General features: G+C 69.4%; 21 protein-coding genes. 7 read left to right on the top strand and 14 right to left on the bottom strand.

The window, feature by feature from the left end; translation table 11 throughout:
• The first annotated feature begins 51 nt into the window (after positions 1 to 51).
• On the top strand, positions 52 to 669 hold the full coding sequence (locus tag ACEN9Q_RS01365; protein ID WP_495627104.1) for a glutathione S-transferase family protein: 618 nt from the start codon (positions 52 to 54) through the stop codon (positions 667 to 669).
• On the opposite strand, the gene ACEN9Q_RS01360 is transcribed toward ACEN9Q_RS01365, so the two are convergent.
• Genes ACEN9Q_RS01360 through ACEN9Q_RS01350 form a run of 3 tightly spaced genes read right to left on the bottom strand, consistent with a single transcriptional unit; the run spans position 602 to position 4,244 of the window.
• The gene (locus ACEN9Q_RS01360; protein WP_495627103.1) at positions 602 to 1,528 is read right to left on the bottom strand and encodes a DMT family transporter; all 927 of its coding nucleotides are present in this window, start codon (positions 1,526 to 1,528) and stop codon (positions 602 to 604) included. The genes ACEN9Q_RS01365 and ACEN9Q_RS01360 overlap by 68 nt on opposite strands.
• Positions 1,525 to 3,216, bottom strand: a complete 1,692-nt coding sequence (gene dsbD / locus ACEN9Q_RS01355; protein ID WP_495627102.1) for a protein-disulfide reductase DsbD — start codon at positions 3,214 to 3,216, stop codon at positions 1,525 to 1,527. The genes ACEN9Q_RS01360 and dsbD overlap by 4 nt, the downstream gene beginning before the upstream one ends.
• Positions 3,213 to 4,244, bottom strand: a complete 1,032-nt coding sequence (locus tag ACEN9Q_RS01350; RefSeq protein WP_495627101.1) for a TlpA family protein disulfide reductase — start codon at positions 4,242 to 4,244, stop codon at positions 3,213 to 3,215. Before ACEN9Q_RS01350 ends, dsbD begins: the two co-directional genes overlap by 4 nt.
• Before the next feature lie 101 nt (positions 4,245 to 4,345).
• On the opposite strand from ACEN9Q_RS01350, the gene pdxR reads away from it, so the two are divergent.
• The 4 genes from pdxR to ACEN9Q_RS01330 all read left to right on the top strand — a co-directional run bounded on the left by pdxR (position 4,346) and on the right by ACEN9Q_RS01330 (position 7,281).
• A complete protein-coding gene (gene pdxR / locus ACEN9Q_RS01345) occupies positions 4,346 to 5,767 on the top strand; it encodes a MocR-like pyridoxine biosynthesis transcription factor PdxR (protein ID WP_495627100.1) in 1,422 nt (473 codons plus the stop codon).
• A gap of 84 nt (positions 5,768 to 5,851) precedes the next feature.
• Positions 5,852 to 5,977, top strand: coding sequence for a hypothetical protein (locus ACEN9Q_RS01340; protein WP_495627099.1), 126 nt, complete (start codon positions 5,852 to 5,854; stop codon positions 5,975 to 5,977).
• 90 nt (positions 5,978 to 6,067) lie between these two features.
• Positions 6,068 to 6,601 carry a carboxymuconolactone decarboxylase family protein gene (locus ACEN9Q_RS01335; protein ID WP_495627098.1) on the top strand — a complete coding sequence of 178 codons (534 nt, stop codon included), beginning with the start codon at positions 6,068 to 6,070 and terminating at the stop codon, positions 6,599 to 6,601.
• Between the two features lie 14 nt (positions 6,602 to 6,615).
• Positions 6,616 to 7,281, top strand: coding sequence for a peroxiredoxin-like family protein (locus ACEN9Q_RS01330; RefSeq protein ID WP_495627097.1), 666 nt, complete (start codon positions 6,616 to 6,618; stop codon positions 7,279 to 7,281).
• On the opposite strand, the gene ACEN9Q_RS01325 is transcribed toward ACEN9Q_RS01330, so the two are convergent.
• Positions 7,211 to 8,155 (bottom strand): LysR family transcriptional regulator, encoded by a 945-nt coding sequence (locus ACEN9Q_RS01325; protein ID WP_495627096.1) that lies wholly within the window; start codon positions 8,153 to 8,155, stop codon positions 7,211 to 7,213. The two genes, ACEN9Q_RS01330 and ACEN9Q_RS01325, sit on opposite strands and share 71 nt — an antisense overlap.
• A gap of 90 nt (positions 8,156 to 8,245) precedes the next feature.
• Here ACEN9Q_RS01325 and ACEN9Q_RS01320 point away from each other — a divergent pair, with 90 nt between their 5' ends.
• A complete protein-coding gene (locus ACEN9Q_RS01320) occupies positions 8,246 to 8,557 on the top strand; it encodes a hypothetical protein (RefSeq protein WP_495627095.1) in 312 nt (103 codons plus the stop codon).
• Here ACEN9Q_RS01320 and ACEN9Q_RS01315 read toward each other — a convergent pair.
• Genes ACEN9Q_RS01315 through ACEN9Q_RS01290 form a run of 6 tightly spaced genes read right to left on the bottom strand, consistent with a single transcriptional unit; the run spans position 8,554 to position 13,684 of the window.
• Positions 8,554 to 9,624 carry an AI-2E family transporter gene (locus ACEN9Q_RS01315; RefSeq protein ID WP_495627094.1) on the bottom strand — a complete coding sequence of 357 codons (1,071 nt, stop codon included), beginning with the start codon at positions 9,622 to 9,624 and terminating at the stop codon, positions 8,554 to 8,556. The two genes, ACEN9Q_RS01320 and ACEN9Q_RS01315, sit on opposite strands and share 4 nt — an antisense overlap.
• A gap of 28 nt (positions 9,625 to 9,652) precedes the next feature.
• On the bottom strand, positions 9,653 to 10,252 hold the full coding sequence (locus ACEN9Q_RS01310) for an SCO family protein (RefSeq protein ID WP_056447676.1): 600 nt from the start codon (positions 10,250 to 10,252) through the stop codon (positions 9,653 to 9,655).
• 2 nt (positions 10,253 to 10,254) lie between these two features.
• Positions 10,255 to 11,160, bottom strand: a complete 906-nt coding sequence (cyoE, locus tag ACEN9Q_RS01305; RefSeq protein WP_056447678.1) for a heme o synthase — start codon at positions 11,158 to 11,160, stop codon at positions 10,255 to 10,257.
• Complete coding sequence (locus ACEN9Q_RS01300; RefSeq protein ID WP_495627093.1) at positions 11,157 to 12,326, bottom strand: COX15/CtaA family protein; 1,170 nt, start codon at positions 12,324 to 12,326, stop codon at positions 11,157 to 11,159. The genes cyoE and ACEN9Q_RS01300 overlap by 4 nt, the downstream gene beginning before the upstream one ends.
• A gap of 7 nt (positions 12,327 to 12,333) precedes the next feature.
• The gene (locus ACEN9Q_RS01295; protein WP_157202091.1) at positions 12,334 to 12,897 is read right to left on the bottom strand and encodes an SCO family protein; all 564 of its coding nucleotides are present in this window, start codon (positions 12,895 to 12,897) and stop codon (positions 12,334 to 12,336) included.
• Between the two features lie 49 nt (positions 12,898 to 12,946).
• Positions 12,947 to 13,684 carry an SURF1 family protein gene (locus tag ACEN9Q_RS01290; RefSeq protein ID WP_495627092.1) on the bottom strand — a complete coding sequence of 246 codons (738 nt, stop codon included), beginning with the start codon at positions 13,682 to 13,684 and terminating at the stop codon, positions 12,947 to 12,949.
• Positions 13,685 to 13,727: 43 nt separating this feature from the next.
• Between ACEN9Q_RS01290 and ACEN9Q_RS01285 the strand changes: the two genes are divergently transcribed.
• A complete protein-coding gene (locus ACEN9Q_RS01285; protein WP_056447686.1) occupies positions 13,728 to 13,931 on the top strand; it encodes a twin transmembrane helix small protein in 204 nt (67 codons plus the stop codon).
• A 172-nt stretch (positions 13,932 to 14,103) separates the two neighbouring features.
• Here the strand turns inward: ACEN9Q_RS01285 and ACEN9Q_RS01280 are convergent, their stop codons facing one another.
• From ACEN9Q_RS01280 to ACEN9Q_RS01265, 4 genes are all read right to left on the bottom strand, one after another.
• Positions 14,104 to 14,961 (bottom strand): cytochrome c oxidase subunit 3, encoded by an 858-nt coding sequence (locus ACEN9Q_RS01280; RefSeq protein ID WP_056447688.1) that lies wholly within the window; start codon positions 14,959 to 14,961, stop codon positions 14,104 to 14,106.
• 76 nt (positions 14,962 to 15,037) lie between these two features.
• A complete protein-coding gene (locus ACEN9Q_RS01275; protein ID WP_056447690.1) occupies positions 15,038 to 15,268 on the bottom strand; it encodes a DUF2970 domain-containing protein in 231 nt (76 codons plus the stop codon).
• Position 15,269: 1 nt separating this feature from the next.
• Complete coding sequence (locus ACEN9Q_RS01270) at positions 15,270 to 15,845, bottom strand: cytochrome c oxidase assembly protein (RefSeq protein ID WP_056447692.1); 576 nt, start codon at positions 15,843 to 15,845, stop codon at positions 15,270 to 15,272.
• 7 nt (positions 15,846 to 15,852) lie between these two features.
• On the bottom strand, positions 15,853 to 15,972 hold the full coding sequence (locus ACEN9Q_RS01265) for a cytochrome oxidase small assembly protein (RefSeq protein WP_229412838.1): 120 nt from the start codon (positions 15,970 to 15,972) through the stop codon (positions 15,853 to 15,855).
• Between the last annotated feature and the right edge of the window lies 1 nt (position 15,973).

The following is a 15,973-nucleotide window of genomic DNA, read 5'->3' as shown; positions in this document are numbered from 1 at the left end:
GCGGCGGCAAGCCCGCCTATGCTGTCGGTTCACCGCCATCACGAGGATCCCATGAACCTGACCCTGTTCCACGCCCCGAACTCCCGCTCCGGCGCCGCACGATGCCTGCTCGAGGAACTCGGCGCGCCCTACGAGCTGCACGTGCTGAACCTCAAGAAGAACGAGCAGCGCGCGCCGGATTACCTGGCCGTCAACCCGATGGGCAAGGTGCCCGCCATCCGACACGGCGACGCCCTCGTCACGGAGCAGACGGCCATCTTCATCTACCTCGCCGACCTGTTCCCGGAAGCCGGTCTCGCGCCGGCACCCGGCGATCCGCTGCGCGGGCCTTACCTGCGCTGGCTCGCGTTCTACGGTTCGTCGTTCGAGCCGGCGATCACCGACCTGGCCATGAAACGCGAGCCGACGCCGCCGATGATGTGCCCCTACGGCGACTACGACACGATGCTGGCCACGCTGACGGCCCAGCTGCGGGCCGGCCCCTGGCTGCTGGGCGAGCGCTTTTCCGCGGCCGACGTCCTGTGGGGCACGGCCCTCGGCTGGGCCACGATGTTCAAGCTCGTGCCCGAACTGCCCGAGGTCATGGCCTACATCGACCGCGTCAGTTCGCGTCCGGCCGCGCGCCGGGCCGCGGAAGCGGATGCGCTGCTCGCTGCCGCGCAGGGTTGATCACGCCGGTCGCCAGCGCCGTTCCCAGCACGATCAGGGCGCTGCCGGCGGCCATCGCGGTCGTAAACGTCTCGCCGAGGAACAGCACGCCCCACAGCACGCCGAACGCGGGCACGAGGAACGGCACGGCCATCGTCTTCGCCGCGCCCACGCGGTCAATCAGGCGGAAGAACAGCACGTACGCGAGCGCCGTGCAGCCCACGCCCAGGCACAGCAGCGCAACCCAGGACCGGGCCGACGGCAGCGCATGCGGATGCAGGGCGAGCGCGGACGGCGCCAGCACGAGCGCGGCGGCCAGCTGGCTGCCGGCGGCGACGGCCAGCGGCGGCACGGCGGCCAGGTAACGCTTGCTGAAATGGGCGGAAAACGCATACAGCATCGTGGCCGCCACGCAGGCCAGTACGGCCCATCCCGTCGTGACGGCGCTGGCCCCCGGCCTGAAGCTGGCGCCTTCCGCCACGAGCCACAGCACGCCGCAAAACCCGAGCGCGAGCCCGGCGGCGCGCACGCGGCCGATGGCTTCGCCCAGCCACACGCGCCCGATGACGGCGGCGTACAGCGGCGTGGCCGCGTTGAAGATCGCGGACAGGCTGGCATTGATGCCCAGCGCCGCCAGCGCAAACAGCACGAACGGCAGCGCGGAATTCGTCACGCCCACGAGCAGCACCGGTTTCCAGTGCCGGCGCAGCGCGCCCGCGTCCCCGGCGAGCAGCGGCAGCAATAACACGGCGGCGATGGCGGCGCGGGCACCGGCCAGCGTCATGGCACCGAACTCGCCGGCGCACATGCGCATGAACAGGTACGATGCGCCCCACAGCGCGGCCAGCGCCGTCAGGCTGGCCAGGTCGGATTTCTTCATGGTGTCGTCCTCGTTGGTGGTGCGGTCGCGGCGAGCCGGTCGAGCGTGCGCAGGAAGGCCGGCGCGTCCTGGAAGCCGATGACGCGCGCATCGGCGATCTCGCGTCCGCTGCCGTCGAACAGCAGCACGGCCGGCGGCCCGAACAGGCCGAAGCGCTTCAGCAGCGCACGCCCGGCCGGACCGGCTGCGGTGACGTCGGCGCGCAGCAGGCGCACGCCGGCGAGCCGCGCCTGCACGGCGGGCACGTTGAATGTCCGCGCTTCCATCTCGCGGCAGGCGATGCACCAGTCGGCATAAAAATCGAGCAGCACCGGCTGGCCGCCCGCCAGCGCGGCGTCCAGCGCGGCCGTCGTGGCGACGGGTGCGAAGCGCGGGCCGTCCACGCCCGGCGCCCTGAACGCCGACGTCAACGGCCACGCCGCCCCCAGCGCGAGGACCAGCGCCGCATGGCGCGCCCAGCGGCCGCCGCGCAGCAGGTAAAGCCCATAAGCGATGCCCAGCACGGCCCAGCCAACCGCCGCGACGCGCGCCGGCAGCAGCGGCGCCACGATCCACCAGCCCGTCGCCAGCAGCACGACGCCGAACAGAATTTTTACGGTGCCCATCCACGCGCCGGCCCGCGGCAGCAGGCGCCCCGCCGACGTGCCGAAGACGAGCAGCGGCACGCTCATGCCGGCCGCCAGCGCGAACAATGCGACGCCGCCCAGCAGCGCGTCGCGCGTGCGGCCGATCCACACGAGCACCCCGGCCAGCGGCGGCGCCACGCAGGGGCCGAGGATCAGCGCGGACACGGCGCCGGCCGCGAACGTGCCCGCGAACCGGCCGCCCGGATGACGATTGGCGGCGCCGGCCAGCCATGCCTGCAGCGCCGGCGGCAGCTGCAGGTCGTACAGCCCGAACATCGACAACGCGAGCAGCGCCAGTACGGCACCGAACGCGCCCAGTACCCACCGAGTCTGCAGCGCCCCGGCGATGGATTCGCCGGCCAGCCCGGCCGCCACGCCCAGCGCCGTGTACGTCAACGCCATGCCGAGCGCGTACGCCGCCGACAGCGCCAGGCCGCGCCGACGCGATCCGCCGCTGCGGCCGCCATCGCCGACGACGAGCGCCGACAGGATCGGCACCATCGGCAGCATGCACGGCGTGAACGCCAGTCCCAGGCCAAGGGCGAGGAACAGCGGGACGATCACGACGATGCTGGCGTCATCCAGCGCGCGGCCGATGCGGTCCTGCGCGGCCAGCCGCTGCGGCGGCGCGGCGGAGGCGGCGGAGGCGGCGTGCAGCGTGAACGTCGCATCCTGCGGGAGGTAGCACAGGCCGGCGTCCGCACAGCCCTGCGAACGGACCGTGAGCGTGAAAGGACCGGCCGCCCGCACGGGCACGCGGACCGTCACGCGGTCGTGGTACACCTCGACGTCGCGGTGCTGGATCGGATCGTACTTGCGCAGCCCCGGCGGGAACTGCGGCGCGCCGAGCGTGGCGCCGGCGGCGCTGAAGGCGAAGCGTTCGCGGTACAGCGCATGGCCGGGCGCGATGCTGGCGGCGACGAGGACCGTGTGGTCGTCGGCCAGCGCGGCCGTGATGCGGAAGGCGTCCGCGGGATCGAGGAATTCGGGCGCGGCAAACGCGGGCACCGCCAGCGCGGCGAGCAACGCCATGCCCACGCACCAGGACCGGATGCGCATCATGGCGCGCCCCGTTTGGCGATGGCGCGCAGCGCCTGGCCGAGGCCCCGTTCGTCGGGTCCCAGCACGCGCGCCACGCGGCCGTCCGCATCGAGCAGCACGACGCTGGGAATCGCGCGGATGCCGAAGGCGGCGAACGCCGCGCCGTCGCGGTCGAGCGCGAGCGGCGGCGTGCCGGGATGCGCGCGGCCGTAGTCGGCCAGCTCGGCGGGCGACGTCCACAGCGGCGCGGCGACGGCCAGCCAGTCCACCCCGCCCTTCTTCGCGAGGCGCGTGGCATCGTCGCGCACGCGGCGGCAGGCCTGGGCGGTGGCCGGGCGGCTCGCGCTCAGGTAGGTCTCGCACCAAGGCGAAAAGAACACGAGCGCCCGGGGCTTGCCTGCCATGCCGACGGCGGCCGGCGTGCCGTCGAGCGTCGCCAGCGCAATGCCGTCGACCTTGTCGCCGACGCGGAACACGCGCGGCGCGGCCGCCTGCGGCGCCAGCGCGACCGGGTGCGCCGCGGCCGGCCGCGCGGCGGCGGCCTGGTCCAGCGCGGCGTGCAGGGCCGCGTCATCGAGGTGGCCGACCCAGGCGATACGGCCGTCGGCGCCGATCAGCACGTGCTGCGGCGTCACGCGCAGGTTCAGGCGGCGTCCGAGGCTGCCGTCGTCGAGCGCGATCGGCATCGTGAGGCCGTGGCGGGTGCGGTAGGCGCGCACGTCCGCCTCGGTCTCGCTGAAGCCCACGTTGACGGCGATGACGTCGATGCGCTTGCCGTACTGGCGGTAGATGCGTTCGAAGCCCGGCATCTGTTCGCGGCACGGCACGCACCACGTGGCCCAGAACTTCAGGTAGACGGGCTTGCGGCCGTAGCGGGCCGCGAGGTCGATGGTGCCGCCGTCGAGCGTGCGCAGGACGGCGGCGGGCGCGGGTTGGCCGATCAGGGGTTGTCCCGCGCGCGCGGCGCGCGCGGCGCCGTCGTCCGCGGCGGCGTTGGCCGCGCAGGCCAGCAGCGTGGCGACAATGGCGATGAGGCGTAAGAGGGTCATACGGTCCTTCATGGGTGACGATGGGTGAGGCTTTCATCGTAATCACCGCTTGGATCAGGCAAAAGACGCAAGAATTGCATGGATCGCTGTACCATTCGCGCATGGACCACGACCTTGCCATCCGCATCGACCGCAGCGCGCGCACGCCGGTCACGAGCCAGATCGCCGCCGCGATCGGCGCCGCCATCCACGACGGCCGCCTCGCGCCGGGCGCCCGCCTGCCGTCCTGGCACGACCTGGCCGTGCAGCTGGGCGTGGCGCGCGGCACGGTGCGCGCCGCCTACGACAGCCTGCGCGACCAGCAGCTCGTCGTCACGGCCGGCGCGGCCGGCACGCGCGTGGCCCGTCAGCCTGTGCCCGCGCGCACCGCGCCCGCCGTCGAGTGCCCGGCCGCGCCGCCGGCACGGCGCGCGGCACCGGCCCCGTTCCAGGTCGGCGTGCCCGGCCAGGACGTGTTCCCGTTTAAGACGTGGTCGCGCATCATGGGGCGGGCGGCGCGCACGGCGGCCGCGCAGCCGCTGGGATATCCGGACCCGCGCGGCGAACCGGGTCTGCGCGCCGCCATCGCCGCCTACCTCGGCATCGCGCGCGGCATCGCCTGCCACCCGTCCCAGGTGTTCGTCGCGAACGGCTATGCCGCGGCCCTCGGCCTGGCGCTACGCGCGCTGCGGCTGGAAGGACGTACCGCGTGGGTCGAGGACCCGGGCTACACATCGGCGCGCGACGTGCTGCTGCAATACGGCGTGACGCCGGCGCCGGTGCCGGTCGATGCCGAAGGCCTCGACGTGGCGGCCGGCATGGCGCGGGCGCGCGATGCGGCGCTGGCCGTCGTCACGCCGGGACAGCAGGCGCCGCTCGGCATGACCTTGTCGCTGGCGCGCCGCCACGCGCTGCTCGACTGGGCCGCGGCGCACGACGCCTGGATCGTCGAGGACGACTACCTGGGCGAACTGCAGTTGCAGGGACGCGCGACGCCGGCGCTGGCGGCGCGCGACCGCCTGGGCCGCGTGCTGCACGTCGGGACCTTCAGCAAGACCATCAGCCCGGCCTTGCGCGTCGCCTTTGTCGTCGTCCCGCCCGCGCTGGCGCCGGCCGTCGCCGACGTGGCCGATGCCTGCGCGGCGGCGCCGGCGCCCGCGATCCAGTTCGCGATCGAGGAATTCCTGCGCGACGGCCACTACCTGCGCCACCTGCGCCACATGAAGCGCGTGTACGGCGAACGGCGCGCCGCGCTGTGCGCCGGCCTGCGCGGCCTGGGCCTGTCCCATGCGGAGGCCGGCCTGTCCGTGCTGCTGCCGCTGCCGGACGGCGTGGACGATGCCGCGCTGGCCGCACGGGCGCGCGCGGCCGGCCTGGCGCCGTCGGCGCTGTCGTGGTGGCGCACGCAGGCACATACCGCGACTGGCGGCCTGCTGCTGGGCGTGACCAACGTGCCGCCCGCGCAGGCGCAGGCCGCGTGCGCCCTGCTCGCCGGATTGCTGCGCGACGCCATGCCTGTTCCGCCGCCCGCCGCCGACAGCTAGAATGACGGGCCGTTCACCGCCCGTACTTCGACCTGCCCGAGAACTCATGACCGAACCGACTTCCAGCGCGCGCCTGCGCGGCCCATGGCCGCGGGCGTGGCCGGCGGCTGGGTGCTGTACCGCTGCGTGGAGACGCCGTTCATGCGGTTGCGGGCGCGCTGGACGGCCGGTGCGCGGCCGACCCGGCTGGTTCCCCTGTCCGCGGAATAAGCGGTATGCCCGCCCGGCGGCTACTGCGCGCCGGGCAAAACGCCCATAGTCGATCCCGTTGCACCACCCAACCACCAACGAGGATCGACCATGACAACCTTTACCGTTCCAACCGCGGCATCCGTCTCTCCGGCCAACCGCGCCATCTTCGAACAGCTCGACGACAAGCTGGGCAAGGTGCCCAATCTGTACGCCACGCTGGCGCATTCCGACCATGCGCTCGGCAACTATCTCGCCTTGCAAAACGGCGCAAGCTCGCTGAACGCCAGGGAGCGCGAAGTCGTCAACCTGGTCGTCAGCCAGGTCAACGAGTGCGCCTACTGCCTCGCGGCCCACACCGTCCTGGGCGGCATGGCCGGCTTCACGCCCGACCAGATCATCGAGATCCGCAAGGGCGCCGCGCCATTCGACCGGCGGCTCGATGCGCTGGCCAGGCTGGTGGCCGACATCGCCCGCAATCGCGGCCGCGCCGCGCAGGACCATCTGGACGCCTTTTTCGTCGCGGGCTACGACGAGGGCAATCTCGTCGACGTCGTGATGGCCGTCGGCGACAAGATCATCACCAACTACCTGCATGCGCTGACCGGCGTGCCGGTCGATTTCCCGGCCGCCCCCGCGCTTTGAACCAGGAGACCGTCATGACATTGCAAGCCAGACTGGATGCCTTCAAGGCCGACTTCAAGGCCGGCAAAGCGCCGTATTTCGCGCCGCCGGACATCCACCCGATCATGGAACGCGCGACCGCCGAACTGATCGCCTCGGGCCAGGCCGGCCGGGCGCTCAAGGCGGGCGACCGCGCGCCCGCGTTCACGCTCCCCGACCCGGACGGCAAGCCGGTGTCGTCGCGCGACCTGCTGGCCGCCGGCCCGCTCGTCCTGAGTTTCTATCGCGGCGTGTGGTGCCCGTACTGCAATCTCGAGCTGCAGGCACTGGAGGCGACGCTGCCGCGGTTCCGCGCGCTGGGCGCCTCGCTCGTCGCCATCTCGCCGCAGACGGCCGCCAACAGCCGCAAGTCGCTGCGCCAGAACGGCTTGTCGTTCCCGATCCTGAGCGACGGCGGCAACGAGGTCGCGGCCGCATTCGGCCTGCGCTTCGCGCTGCCGGACTATCTCGTCGACCTGTACCGGATGCTCAAGAACGACCTGCCCGCATTCAACGGCGACCCGGGATGGACCCTGCCGATGCCGGCCCGCTATGTGATCGGCCGCGACGGGATCGTCGCCTGCGCCGAGGTCAATCCGGACTATACGCAGCGGCCGGAGCCGGAGAGCCTGCTGCCGGTGCTGGAGCGTCTGTCTCGATGATGTCCTGGACGAAGGCGGCGAACGCGCGCGCCTTCGCGCTGGACAGGCGGCCGGACGGATACACGGCCCACAGGTCGATCGTGGGCAGGGCCCAGTCGGTGAGCAGCGCCGTCACGTCGCCGCGCGCCAGTTCGGGCCCGAACATCCAGGCCGACGCGACGCCGATGCCGATGTCGGCCAGCACCGCGGCGCGCACGCCTTCCGCCGCGCTCACGCGCAGCCGGCCGCCGACCGCGACCGACAGTTCCGTGTCGCCGCGCCGGAACGACCAGGTGCCGCCCGCGCCGATATCCTGCAGGTACGTCACCGTGTCGTGGTGCGCGAGGTCGGCCGGCGTGCGCGGCACGCCCCGCCCGGCCAGGTAGCGCGGCGTCGCCACCACCACGCGGCGGCCGGCGGCGATGCGGCGCGCCGTCATCGACGAGTCGCCCAGGTCGCCCATGCGCAGGGCGACGTCGATCCCATGCTCCAGCAGGTCGATGTTGCGGTCGTCCAGCACGACATCGACGTCGAGCGCCGGATGGGCGTCCAGGAAGCGCTTCAGGTGCGGGATCACGTGCAGGCGCGCGAACGTCACGGCGGCGCACACGCGCAGCCGGCCGGCGAGTGCCGTGCCGGCGCCGCGTGCCGCGCTGTCGGCTTCGTCGGCCAGCGCGATGGCGCGCAGGGCCGCCTCGTAATAGGCCTGGCCGGCTTCGGTCGGCGTCAGGCCGCGCGTGGAGCGCAACAACAGGCGCGCCTGCAGGCGCTCTTCCAGCTGCGCGACCGCTTTCGACACGGCCGGCTGGCCCACGCCCAGCCGCCGCGCCGCGCCGGAAAACGACCCGGTTTCCACGGTACAGACAAAGGTTTCCATCAGCGCCAGTCGGTCCATCGGGTCGTTTCGCAAAAGGTTCGAGCAGCCATTATATGGGTCGCCGATCCGGACTGCGATTCGAATCCACGCGGGGCGCTGATGCTGCTGATGTCCTGGAGCCAAGCGGGGCATGGGGCGCCGTTATTGCGCCCGTCCGGCTTCGGCGATTTCAGGATCGGCATGTCGCTGGCGGCCGCGAATGGCCGGCTGAAGAACAGGATCGTGCCGACGAAACGGGAATTGCGGGCCAACCCCGTGTGCGAATACGTCCCCTTGCCGGACTTTCCGGGCGTGGCCCTCGTCCGTGCGGCGGACGCGCAACCGAACGCGATCGCCTACCAGGTCCACGACGGCAGGGTTATGTGGATGATCGCCGCGACAAGCAAGCGATCCGGTATGCACAAGGGCGCGAGCAGCTAGGCCCCGTCGCCGTCCTGCTTGACGATCGGGTCGCGCGTATGAGTCCACCCGCTCATCAGCGAATAGCCCACCGCGAGCAGGGTCGGACCGATGAACATGCCGACGAAGCCGAACGCCATCACGCCGCCCAGCACGCCGAGGAGCGTGAGCAGGAACGGCAGGCTGGAGCCGCGGCTGATCAGCATCGGACGCACGACGTTGTCGACGCCGCTGATCAGGAAGAAGCCCCACACGAGCATGAAGATGCCCCATCCCGTCTCGCCCTGCGTGAACAGCCAGACGGCCGCCCCGCCCCACACGATCGGGGGCCCGACGGGGATCAGCGACGACACGAACACGAGCACCGACAGCAGCGGCACCGCCGGCACGCGCGCGATGGAAAAGCCGAGCGCCGCGACGAGCGCCTGCGCCAGCGCCGTGCCGAGCAGGCCGTACATCACGCCGCGCACGGTCTGGCTGACGATCTCCGTGACGGAGGCCGCCTCCTCGTCCATGATGCGGCGCATGGCGGCGCCGATGACGGCCGTCAGCGTCTCGCCGTCGCGGTAGAAGAAGAAGCTGACGAACGCGGCGAGGCTCATCTGCGCGACGCCGGCACCCAGCATCAACCCGCCGGACAGCAGCGCGTGCCGGGTCGGTTCGACCATGCGCCGCGCCAGCTCCATCATGCGCTCGCGGCTGGCGACGAGCTGGCGCAGGTAGTTATCGAGCTGGTCGCCGACGAGCGGGATCTCGCGCACCCACGCGGGCGGCAGCAGCTCGCCCTGGTTCAGCGCGGCGCGGATCTGGTCGAACGACGACGCCACGTTGTCCGCGAGGTTGTACGCGACCAGCGCCAGCGGGATGATCACGAGCAGCGTGAGGGACAGCGTCATCGTGAGCGCGGCGAGCGTGCGCCGGCCGCGCAGGCGCAGCAGCAGTTTCTGGTACAGCGGCCAGGACGAGATGACGACGGCGGCCGCGAACAGGATCGCGGCCAGGAAGGGGCGCAGGACGTAGAGGCAGCCGAGGGTCAGCAGGATGACGGCGCCGGCGCGCGTATAGTTTCTGCCTGGTCGGCGATCCATGCCTCTCCTGATGCGGCTATTTACGATATCAGGATAGTAACTGACGGAGATCGTGCACGATAGGGTCGGCGCCCTGGCCGTGGCGGATGAACAGGCGCAGGCGGCCGTCGCGGTCGAACACGTAGCTGCCGGCCGTGTGGTCGATCGTGTAGCTGCCGGGGTCCGTGCCCGGCACCTTCGCGTAGAACACCTTGAATTCCTTGGCCGTCTTCGCCGTTTGCTCCGGCGTGCCGCGCAGGCCGATGAAGCGCTTGTCGAACGCGGGCACGTAGTTGGCCAGCAGTTGCTGGGTATCGCGCTCGGGGTCGAGGGTGATGAACAGGACCTGCACCTTGTCGGCCAGCGGCCCCAGTTTCTGCATCACGGACGCCATCTCCGCCATCGTCGTCGGGCACACGTCCGGGCACTGCGTGTAGCCGAAGAAGACGACGACGACCTTGCCCTTGAAGTCGGCCAGCGTGCGCGGCTTGCCCGTGTGGTCCGTCAGCGCGAAACCTTTCGCGTAATCGAGGCCGGTGACGTCCGTGTTCTGGAAGGAGACCTGCTGCTTGCCCGGCAGCTTGTCGCAGGCGGCGAGGGAGACGGTCAGCGCGCAGGCGACGGCCAGGGGAAGCAGCAGTTTTTTCATCATCAGATCAGCAGGTATTGTTTCACGTAGTGGTCGACGAGCAGCGCGGCGAACAGCAGCGACAGGTAGACGATGGACCAGGCGAAGGCCTTGCGCGCGACCTGGTCGCTGTAGTGCTTGTGGATCAGCCAGCCGTAGCGCAGGAAGACCGCGTTCAGCACGACGGCCGCCGCCAGGTACACGATGCCGCTCATGCCGACGGCGTACGGGAACAGGGTGCACGCGGCCAGCGCGACGGAGTACAGCCAGACCTGCTGGCCCGTGTACTGCATGCCGTGCGTGACGGGCAGCATCGGCAGGCCGGAACGCACGTAGTCGTCGCGGCGGTACATCGCGAGCGCCCAGAAATGCGGCGGGGTCCAGACGAAGATGATCAGCACCAGCAGCCACGCCTGCATCGGCACGTCGCCCGCGACGGCGGCCCAGCCGAGGGCCGGCGGCATCGCGCCCGACAGGCCGCCGATGACGATGTTCTGCGGCGTGTTCGGTTTCAGCAGGATCGTGTAGATCAGCGCATAGCCGACGAAGGTGACGAACGTCAGCCACATCGTCAGCGGATTGACCAGCGTGTACAGGACGCCCATGCCGGCGCCGCCGATGATGGCGGAAAAGATCAGGACCTGCGTGGGCGACAGCTCGCCCATCGCGGTGGCGCGGCGCGCGGTGCGGGCCATGCGGGCGTCGACTTCGGCCTCGATCAGGCAGTTGACGGCGAAGGCGGCGCCGGCCAGCAGCCAGATGCCGATCGTGCCCCAGACGAGCACGTGCCAGCCGGGGAAGCCGTCGGTGGCGAGGAACATGCCGATCACGGCGCAGAAGACGGCCAGCTGGGTGACGCGCGGCTTGGTCAGCGACCAGTACTGGGCGATGCGGCTGGACGGTTTATGGATGGCGGTTTGCGTAATCATGGATGGCTCGCGGACGTCGCGGCCTCACGTCGTGGACTGCGCAGCGCCAGCTCGAGTTGATACTGTACCTTGTAGTTTAACATGGTCACCAGAAGGACGAGACCCGCCGCCCCCGCGTTGTGGAGCACGGCGATCGGCAGCGGGAAGTTCAGGAACACGGTCGCGATGCCCGTCGTTGCCTGCGCGGCAAGCACCAGCGCGAGGTTGCGCGCCGTGCCGTGCAGGCCCGGCAGGCGCCAGGCGCGCCAGGCCGTATAGCCCAGCACGAGCACGACGACGAGGGCGAAGTTGCGGTGCACCCAGTGGATCGCCGTCAGCGCGGAGAACGGCAGGTAGTGGCCGGCGGCCGTCTTGCCCAGTTCGCGCCACAACGTGAAGCCGTGTTGCCAATCCATCTCTGGGACAATTTGTCCATTACAAAGCGGGAAATCGCTGCACGCCAGTGTCGCGTAATTGGTACTCACCCACCCGCCCAGCGCCAGTTGCACCAGCAGCACGGCGCCGGCCAGCCACGCCAGCGGACGCAGGCGGCGCAGCACGGACACCGGCGCGGCCACGGGAGAAAAGCGCGGCGGCGCCATCAGGTTGTCCTCGCGGCCGCCCAGCCAGACGGCCAGCGCCAGCAGGGTCAGGCCGAACAGCAGGTGCAGGGTCACGATGATCGGCTGCAGTTTCATCGTGACGGTCCAGGCGCCGAACGCGCCCTGCACGCACACCCACAAGAACATCACGGTCGGCAGCAGAGGGCCGTGCGCGGGTTTGCCCCCGCGCGCGCGGGCGCGGCGCCATTCCAGCCAGGAGGCGGCCATCAGGCCGACGATCATGAAGCCGATGCCCATCGCGAGGAAGCGGTGGATCATCTCGATCCAGGCTTTCATTGTCGTCACGGGCCCGGTGGGCATCAGCGCCTCGGCCGCGGCGATGTGCGCGTGCGCGAGGAACGGGTTCGCTTCGCCGTAGCAGCCGGGCCAGTCCGGACAGCCGAGGCCGGAATCCGTGAGACGCGTAAAGCCGCCGAACACGATCAGGTCGAACGTGAAGAAGGCGATCACCCACGCCAGCTTGCGGTATTTGTTCGTGCCGGTCGCCGTCCACACGAGCGCGAGCGGCACGCTGGCCGCCAGGATGCCTGTCAGGGCCAGCAGGACGAAATTCGAGGCTTCCATGATGAACTCAGCCGACGGCCGACGCCTTCAACAGCTTGTTGATGTCCTTGTAGACCTTGCGCACTTCCTGCAGCTGCGGGTCCTTCGGGAAGCGCATCATCAGGTGGCCCAACGGATCGATCATGTAGATGTGGTCGGCCGGCGTCGTGCCCGCGTCGGCCGGCAGCCAGCCGGCCACCGTCGCGGCGTCGGCGCGCAGCATGTGGGTGCCGTCGTATTCGCGGATGGTCAAGGTGTCGAGCGGTTCCTTGTCGGTGATGAGCCAGACGCGTTCGATGCGGTCGGCGTCCTTGCCCTGCATCAGGCGCAGCTGGCGCATGGCGAACAATTCCTTCTGGCACGTGTCGGGACAGGCGCCCGGCCCCGTCATCAGCATCACCCACTTGCCCTTGAACTGGTCCAGCGCCTGGGGGCGGCCGTCGAGGGTCGTCGTGGCCATGGCCGGGATCGGGTGGGCACGCTGGTCGATCAGCGTGCCGTAGTTGTTGCGCTTCTGCGGCTTGATGACGTAGTAGGTGAAATACGAGGCGATCATCGGCGCCGCGCACACGGCCAGCACCAGCCACAGCATGCGGCGCCCGCGCTTGCGGGGGGCGGCATCGGCGGGGATCGCGGCTGCGTCAGCCGGCTTGTTTGGTTCCACTTCGAAATCCTGTCATCACAAAGAATAAGAAAGCCATCGCCGCCAGCGCGTACCACTGGAAGGCATAGCCCTTGTTGCGGTCGACGTCGACGGCCGGGGCCGGCCATTTGCGGATGGGTTCCGTGGCCGGCGCGCCGGTGCCGTCCACGCTCGTCTGCTCGACCAGCACGGGCAGCACGCTCAAACCGCTGGCCCGGGCGAAGCCGGCCGGATCGACGTTCTGCACGATGGCGCCGGGCTCAGGCGGCGGCGCCTTGCCGAGTTCCATCACGCGCGCCGGGTGCAGCACGGCGAGGCCCTCGATGGTCCTGCGGCCGGCCGGCGCGGCCACGTGCGGCACGCGGTCGTGCACGGCAGGATCGCGCGCCAGCCAGCCCCGCGCGACGAGGACCACCTTGCCGGTAGCCGCTATTGTAAACGGCATCAGCAAAACGAATCCGGTGCGGCCGTCGAGCGGCCGGTTGTCGAGGAACAGCGGCCAGTCGGGAGCGAATTCCCCCGTCACGACGACACGGCGATATTCGATGGCGGCGGGGTCGACCGGGTTCCCGTCGAGCACGACGGGCGGCAGGGCGGCGCGCTGCGTGAGCCGGGCCTGCAGCGCCGTCTTTTCCGCCGCGCGCCGCACCTGCCAGTTGCCCAGCGCGATCCCGAGCGCGACCAGCACGAGCGTCGCCAGGAAAGGAATGGTTCTAAAACGGAAGCGGAGTCGCATACAATGATCGTGAAACCCTAACAACCAAACTCATCGGCCGCCCATGAAAATCGTCGTCGCCATCGCCTTCGTGCTCATCATCGGCAGCCTTGCCTCCGCCCTGTTCTTCCTGATGCGCGACAAGGGCCGCAGCAACCGTACCGTCCAGGCGCTGGCGATGCGGGTCGGACTGTCGATCACGCTGTTCCTGCTCGTGCTGATCGCGTACAAGATGGGGTGGATTCAGCCGAAAGGGCTGCATTCATAAGCGCATCGTCAGCACGTCATAAACACGTTCTAAGCACGTGATCAACACGTTTTAAGCACGTCATAAACACGTCGTCCCCGCGGAGGCGGGGACCCAATTTTGCTTGCGCCATAGGTAACGCAAAAACTTCGGTCCCCGCCTGCGCGGGGACGACGTTCATAAATTGGTTGATTTACAACCAGTACACGACGATATACAGCCCCAGCCACACGACGTCGACGAAGTGCCAGTACCACGCCGCGCCCTCGAACGCGAAATGGTGTTCCGGTGTGAAATGGCCGCGCAGCACGCGGTACAGCACGACGGACAGCATGATCGCCCCCATCGTCACGTGGAAGCCGTGGAAGCCCGTGAGCATGAAGAAGGTCGAGCCGTAGATGCCCGAGGTCAGCTTCAGGTTCAGTTCGGTGTAGGCGTGGTGGTATTCGTAGGCCTGGAAGCCCATGAAGGTGGCGCCCAGCAGGATCGTGGCGAACAGGAACAGCGCCGTGCGGGCGCGGTGGCCGGCGCGCAGCGCGTGGTGGGCGATGGTCAGGGTCACGCCCGAGCTCAGCAGCAGCGCCGTGTTGATCGTCGGGATCGGGAACGGGCCCATCGTGCTGAACTGCTCGACGGTGCCGGCCGGCCCGATATTGCCCCAGTGGCCGGAATAATCCGGCCAGATGATTTTATGGTCGAGGTCGGACAGCCACGGCATCGAGATCGTGCGTGCATAGAACAGCGCGCCGAAGAAGGCGCCGAAGAACATCACCTCGGAAAAGATGAACCAGCTCATCGACCAGCGGTAGGACAGGTCGATGCGCTCGTTGTACTTGCCCGATTCCGACTCGCCGATGGCGTCGCCGAACCAGTTGTACAGCACGATCAGCATCGCGACGATGCCGGCCGTGCAGACGCCGGGGCCCCAGGCGGTGCCATTGACCCAGCCGGAAGCGCCGGCCATCGTGCACAGCATCGACATGCCGGCTGCCAGCGGCCACCTGGACGGAGCGGGGACGAAATAGTACGGCGCGGTATGGGGTGAACTCATGTATATCTCCTCAATCAAGCATTGTTTCGAATTCCGGGGTGCTGCGCTTCCCTGCTTTCGTGTTGCTTATATATTTTTAACTTTTGGCGACGACCATCCGCACGACCAGCACCAGGATGCCGATGAACACCGCCACCCCGATCAAAGCGCCCACGATCACGTGGACCGGATTCAGGTTGGCCGCGTCGTGCTCGTAGTCGCGGCGCTTGCGCACGCCGAAAAACGACCAGAACACGGCTTTCATCGTGGCCCCGAACGTCTGCGTCCGTGCGGGCGGACGGTGCTGCGGATCGTCGTCGTTTGCCATATCACTTCTGCGCCGTCACGGCGCCGACTTCGAAGAACGTGTACGACAGCGTGATGTCCTTCACTTCGCGCGGCAGTTTCGGATCGATGAAGAACACGACCGGCATCTGGCGCGCCTCGTTCGGTTTCAATATCTGCTCCTTGAAACAGAAGCATTCGACCTTCTTGAAATACGGCTGGGCCGACTGCGGCGCGTAACTCGGGATGGCTTGCGCCTTCACGGTGCGCGCCTGCGTGTTCACGACTTCGTAGATCACGGTCGCCATCTCGCCCGGGTGCACGTCGATGCTGCGCTGCGTCGGGCGGAAGCGCCACGGACCCTGGGCGTTGCCGTCCAGGACGACGGTGACCGTGCGCGCCTTGTCGACCTGGGTGTTGGCCGGGGGCGCCACGGTGCCGTCCTTTTGCGTGAGCACGTTAATACCGAGCACTTCGCACACCTGGCGGTAGATCGGCACCATGGCATAGCCGAAGCCGAACATGATGGCCGCGACCACCAGCAGCTTGGTGAGCGTGGTCCGGTTTAGCCGCAGGCGGCCGCTTTCCTCGTGGCGGCCTGCGTTGGTTTCCGCTTGCATGACGACCTCAGCTCAGCCACAGGCGCTTGACGAACAGCATCACGAAGAAGAACAGCGCCAGCCCGGCCAGCCACAGGGCCGTGCGCAGGTTGGCCTTCTTCTGCTGCTGCGAACGATGGTCGCTCATC

The sequence above is a fragment of the Massilia sp. Masssp93 genome, assembly GCF_059491295.1.
This window is presented reverse-complemented; position numbering and strand designations above follow the sequence as displayed.

Excerpts from the sequence above, each read along its gene's own strand:
- cyoE (WP_056447678.1), bottom strand. The coding sequence starts at position 11,160 with ATGATTACGCAAACCGCCATCCATAAACCGTCCAGCCGCATCGCCCAG.
- ACEN9Q_RS01270 (WP_056447692.1), bottom strand. The coding sequence starts at position 15,845 with ATGCAAGCGGAAACCAACGCAGGCCGCCACGAGGAAAGCGGCCGCCTG.
- ACEN9Q_RS01325 (WP_495627096.1), bottom strand. The coding sequence starts at position 8,155 with ATGGACCGACTGGCGCTGATGGAAACCTTTGTCTGTACCGTGGAAACC.
- ACEN9Q_RS01315 (WP_495627094.1), bottom strand. The coding sequence starts at position 9,624 with ATGGATCGCCGACCAGGCAGAAACTATACGCGCGCCGGCGCCGTCATC.
- ACEN9Q_RS01275 (WP_056447690.1), bottom strand. The coding sequence starts at position 15,268 with ATGGCAAACGACGACGATCCGCAGCACCGTCCGCCCGCACGGACGCAG.
- ACEN9Q_RS01290 (WP_495627092.1), bottom strand. The coding sequence starts at position 13,684 with ATGCGACTCCGCTTCCGTTTTAGAACCATTCCTTTCCTGGCGACGCTC.
- ACEN9Q_RS01285 (WP_056447686.1), top strand. The coding sequence starts at position 13,728 with ATGAAAATCGTCGTCGCCATCGCCTTCGTGCTCATCATCGGCAGCCTT.
- ACEN9Q_RS01300 (WP_495627093.1), bottom strand. The coding sequence starts at position 12,326 with ATGGAAGCCTCGAATTTCGTCCTGCTGGCCCTGACAGGCATCCTGGCG.
- ACEN9Q_RS01360 (WP_495627103.1), bottom strand. The coding sequence starts at position 1,528 with ATGAAGAAATCCGACCTGGCCAGCCTGACGGCGCTGGCCGCGCTGTGG.
- ACEN9Q_RS01335 (WP_495627098.1), top strand. The coding sequence starts at position 6,068 with ATGACAACCTTTACCGTTCCAACCGCGGCATCCGTCTCTCCGGCCAAC.
- ACEN9Q_RS01320 (WP_495627095.1), top strand. The coding sequence starts at position 8,246 with ATGTCCTGGAGCCAAGCGGGGCATGGGGCGCCGTTATTGCGCCCGTCC.
- dsbD (WP_495627102.1), bottom strand. The coding sequence starts at position 3,216 with ATGATGCGCATCCGGTCCTGGTGCGTGGGCATGGCGTTGCTCGCCGCG.
- pdxR (WP_495627100.1), top strand. The coding sequence starts at position 4,346 with ATGGACCACGACCTTGCCATCCGCATCGACCGCAGCGCGCGCACGCCG.
- ACEN9Q_RS01350 (WP_495627101.1), bottom strand. The coding sequence starts at position 4,244 with ATGACCCTCTTACGCCTCATCGCCATTGTCGCCACGCTGCTGGCCTGC.
- ACEN9Q_RS01295 (WP_157202091.1), bottom strand. The coding sequence starts at position 12,897 with ATGCTGTGGCTGGTGCTGGCCGTGTGCGCGGCGCCGATGATCGCCTCG.
- ACEN9Q_RS01280 (WP_056447688.1), bottom strand. The coding sequence starts at position 14,961 with ATGAGTTCACCCCATACCGCGCCGTACTATTTCGTCCCCGCTCCGTCC.
- ACEN9Q_RS01310 (WP_056447676.1), bottom strand. The coding sequence starts at position 10,252 with ATGAAAAAACTGCTGCTTCCCCTGGCCGTCGCCTGCGCGCTGACCGTC.
- ACEN9Q_RS01365 (WP_495627104.1), top strand. The coding sequence starts at position 52 with ATGAACCTGACCCTGTTCCACGCCCCGAACTCCCGCTCCGGCGCCGCA.
- ACEN9Q_RS01340 (WP_495627099.1), top strand. The coding sequence starts at position 5,852 with ATGGCCGCGGGCGTGGCCGGCGGCTGGGTGCTGTACCGCTGCGTGGAG.
- ACEN9Q_RS01330 (WP_495627097.1), top strand. The coding sequence starts at position 6,616 with ATGACATTGCAAGCCAGACTGGATGCCTTCAAGGCCGACTTCAAGGCC.
- ACEN9Q_RS01265 (WP_229412838.1), bottom strand. The coding sequence starts at position 15,972 with ATGAGCGACCATCGTTCGCAGCAGCAGAAGAAGGCCAACCTGCGCACG.